We start from the raw sequence: 3,905 nt of genomic DNA, 5'->3' as shown, positions 1-3,905 counted from the left end.
GGGCCGCGGCCGCCCCGCCCGGCCACCCCCGGCCACCCCCCAACGCCCGGTGGGACCCCCCCGAACAAACCCCACCCGCCGCCCGCGGCCACCCCCGACGCCCACCCCCCCCCCACCAACCCGCACCATACCATAAACACAACCATCGCGCCCCAACCTGCGAGCCGCCCTACCCCCCACCCCCCCGCGGCCGTCCTGGGGGGCACCCTCCTCGGACCACCGGCGGCCGCGGAGGAGGCCGCGGACGAGTTCACCGAGGTCCTCAGCTTCGAGGCCTACCAGCGCACCGCGCTGAACGGCCAGGACGGCTGGTCCGCGTCGACCGCGGCCCGGGTCATCGCCGACCCGCTCAACGGCAACAACCAGGTGCTCGAGATGGTCGGCGGCACGCAGCGTGCCCACCGTGCCGTCCCCGGGATCGCCGACGGCACGACCGGGACCGTGTTCTTCCGCTTCATGCGGACGGGGAGCGTCGACACGTCGTTCGGGATCACCGACGTCGACGCCCCGTCCGACTACGTGAACAGCCGCGCATACGTGAACAACCAGAACAACGACGTCATGCTCGTGCGCGACGGCGGCGCCTTCAAGCCCGCGGGCGTCTGGTCGCGCGACACGTGGCAGTGCGTCTGGATCGTCGCCGACAACGCGACGGACAAGGTCAGCGTCTACAGCCAGGGCGGCCCCTACGAGGAGATCACCCGGCTGCCCGAGGGCACGGAGCAGCAGTTCGGCTTCCGCCAGGGCGTCACGTCGGCGCTCGACCGGTTCTTCTGGATCAACGGCGCCAGCAGCGCCGGGCGCCTCATGCTCGACGACGTCGCGGTCGACACGGCCGGACAGAACCTCGCGATCCCCACGGGCAACCCGGCCGACTGCGCCGCAGGCGGCACGACGCCGAACGAGCCGCTGCTCAACCCCCTGCCCGACCCGACGCCGTCGACGCTCGGGATCGAGGTCACGGAGCTGGCCCAGCTCCCCGAGTCGCAGACGACCCCGGCCACCCAGGACCAGCGCCTCGTCCGGCACAACCGCATCACCCACCTCGACGAGATCCCGGACGACTCGGGCCGCCTCATGGTGCCGGACAACAACGCCGTCCTCTACACGGTCGACAAGGACACGGGCGCGTACGTGCCGTACCTGGACGTGCGCCAGCAGTTCCTCGACAACTTCCACAACAGCGCGGGCCTCGGCACGGGCCTCGGCTCCGCCGAGTTCCACCCCGACTTCGCGGAGAACGGCCTGTTCTACACGGTGCACACCGAGGGCGGCACGGCGCTGACGGAGGACACCCCGGACTACCCCGCGTACGGCAACACGCAGTTCCACAGCGTCGTCACGGAGTGGAAGGCGACCGACCCGTCCGCACCGGTCTTCGCGGGCACGAGCCGCGAGGTCCTGCGCGTACCGTTCGCCGGCCGCGTGCACACGGTGCAGCAGATCGCCTTCAACCCCACGGTGACCGAGGGCGACGCCGACTACGGCAACCTCTACGTCCTCGTGGGCGACGGCGGCAACGGCGTCGGCAACGGCAACCCGCAGAACCTCGCGACGCCGCAGGGCAAGGTCTTCCGCATCGACCCGCTGGGCACGAACGCCGCCAACGGGCGGTACGGCATCCCGGCGGACAACCCGTTCGTCGGCACGCCGGGAGCGCTGCCGGAGATCTACGCCGTCGGCCTGCGCGACCCGCACCGCATCAGCTGGGACCCCGAGGGCGACCACACCATGTACCTGGGGCACATCGGCGAGTGGCAGGTCGAGTCGGTCTACGCCGTCGAGCCTGGCGACAACTTCGGCTGGTCCGTGCGCGAGGGCTCGTTCCTCGCGGACAACCGGCAGATCTACCCGCTGCCCGAGAACGACGCGGAGAACGGGTTCACGTACCCCGTGGCCGCGTACGACCACAACCGCGACCCCGGACAGACCGGTGACGCAGGCGTCGCGCTCAACGGCGGGTTCGTCTACCGCGGCGACATCCCCGAGCTGCGCGGGCGCTACCTCTTCACGGACCTCGTGCGCGGCTGGGTGCTCGCCACCGAGCAGGACGAGATGGTGCGCAACGACGGCGACCTCGCGGACCTGGCCGAGATCGAGCACCTGCGCGTGTTCGCCGACGGGCAGGAGACCACGTTCCAGGAGCTCGTCGGCGACCAGCGCGTCGACCTGCGCTTCGGGTCCGACGCCGACGGCGAGCTGTACCTCATCTCCAAGGCGAACGGGAAGATCTGGCAGGTCACCGGCGCGCGCCGCGTGACCGCCTCGTCCCCCGTCGCGCTGCCCGAGCTCGCGCCGAACCTGGTCGCGCACTACGACTTCGACCACCCGGTGACGGGCGCGACGACGTGGGAGGCCGACCAGGGCTGGTCCGGCACGAACATCGAGCTCGTCAACGGCGGCGTCGAGATGCGCGTGGCCGACCGCGCCTACCCCGGCGCGGGCGAGGCGCTCCAGACGCAGCAGATGAGCCCGCTCACGTCGTCGAACGACGACTGGAAGGCCGGCGTCTACGACCCCGCCGGGGTGGACTCGCTCGGGGCCTTCGCCGGCGCCGACGAGATCTCCGTCATGGGCTGGTTCAAGCCGACCGGCGAGCACCCGGCCCTCAACTCGGGTACCACGAACCCCGACGACCGCTACAACGCGATCGGTCTCGCGGGCGTCCTCACGGGGACGTCGGACGGCCACGCCGTGCGGGCGCTGCTCGAGGTCATCACGGTCGACGGCGAGCTCAAGCTCGTCGCGCTCGGTCGTCGGGTCGACGGCGCGGGATCGTGGACGTTCGCGGCGGACCTGCCGTGGGACCAGATCCTCGAGCGCAACCGCTGGGTCCACCTCGCGGCGACGTTCGACTTCGCGGGCGGCGAGATGAAGCTCTACATGAACGGCGAGGAGCTCGAGGGCCGCTACACGGCTTCCAACCCGTGGGGTGCCGGCGCCACGTCCCCGACCGACCCGGCCGGGCTCAAGATCGGTGGCAGCTTCCCGCAGGACACACGCGAGGCGAACCCGTTCCACGGCCGCATGGACGACCTCATGTTCCTCGACGTCGTCCCGACGCCCGAGCAGGTCGCCGCGCAGTACGCGCTGTTCGGCGCGGAGCCGGTCGAGCCTCCGGCACCGCCGTCGTGCGCGCCGGCGGGTGAGCCGATCACCGACGTCATGGCGGCCGAGCACTGGGCGCCGCGCACGCCGTCGAAGTGGCAGTTCCCCGGGGACGCGGTCGTCCTCGCCCAGGCGGGCGACAACCCGAACGACGGCATCCGGCGCCCGTTCGAGTACGCCGTGCTCACCGAGGGCCCCGAGCTCGGGTCGTTCGACCTGAGCGCGGAGGTGAGGCTCGACGCGCCGGCGTCCGTGAACAACCGGGACGTCATCGTGGTGTTCGGCTGGCAGTCGGACACCGAGTACTACTACGCGCACCTGTCGCAGGACAACACGATCTACGCCCACAACGGCATCTTCAAGGTCGACGGGAAGGACCGGGAGCGCATCGACGACCAGTGGGACGGCGCCGTCGGCGCTCCCCCGGCGGTCACCGACGAGGAGTGGCACGACGTGCGCGTGGTGCGCTGCGCGGACAGCGGCGACGTCGCCGTCTACGTCGACGGCCTCGACACGCCCCTCCTCACGGCGAACGACACGACGTTCGCCGAGGGCCGGGTCGGCTTCGGCTCGTTCGACAACACCGGCAGCCTGCGCGACCTCGTCGTCACGCCGGCCGTGGAGCCGGCCGGGGTCGAGCTCGACGTGGCCGTCTCGCCGCGCTGCCTCGCCGGCAAGGCGTTGGGGGGGGGGGGGCGGGCGGGACCCGGCGCGCGTGCGGCGCCCCGGGGCCCGCCCCCCCGCCGGGGGGGGCGGCCCCGGGGGGGCGGGGCCCCCCCCGCCGCCGCCCGCCCCCC

At 72.4% G+C, this 3,905-nt stretch carries 1 protein-coding gene; it reads left to right on the top strand.

The genetic code is table 11. From position 1 onward, the window contains the following. Positions 1–375: 375 nt before the first annotated feature. Positions 376–3,905: PQQ-dependent sugar dehydrogenase (locus tag ACFWH7_RS16520; protein WP_378217976.1), on the top strand; the 3,530-nt coding region annotated here is incomplete at its 3' end.

The organism is Cellulosimicrobium cellulans, assembly GCF_042723955.1.
GTDB lineage: Bacteria > Actinomycetota > Actinomycetes > Actinomycetales > Cellulomonadaceae > Cellulosimicrobium > Cellulosimicrobium cellulans_H.
This window is presented reverse-complemented; position numbering and strand designations above follow the sequence as displayed.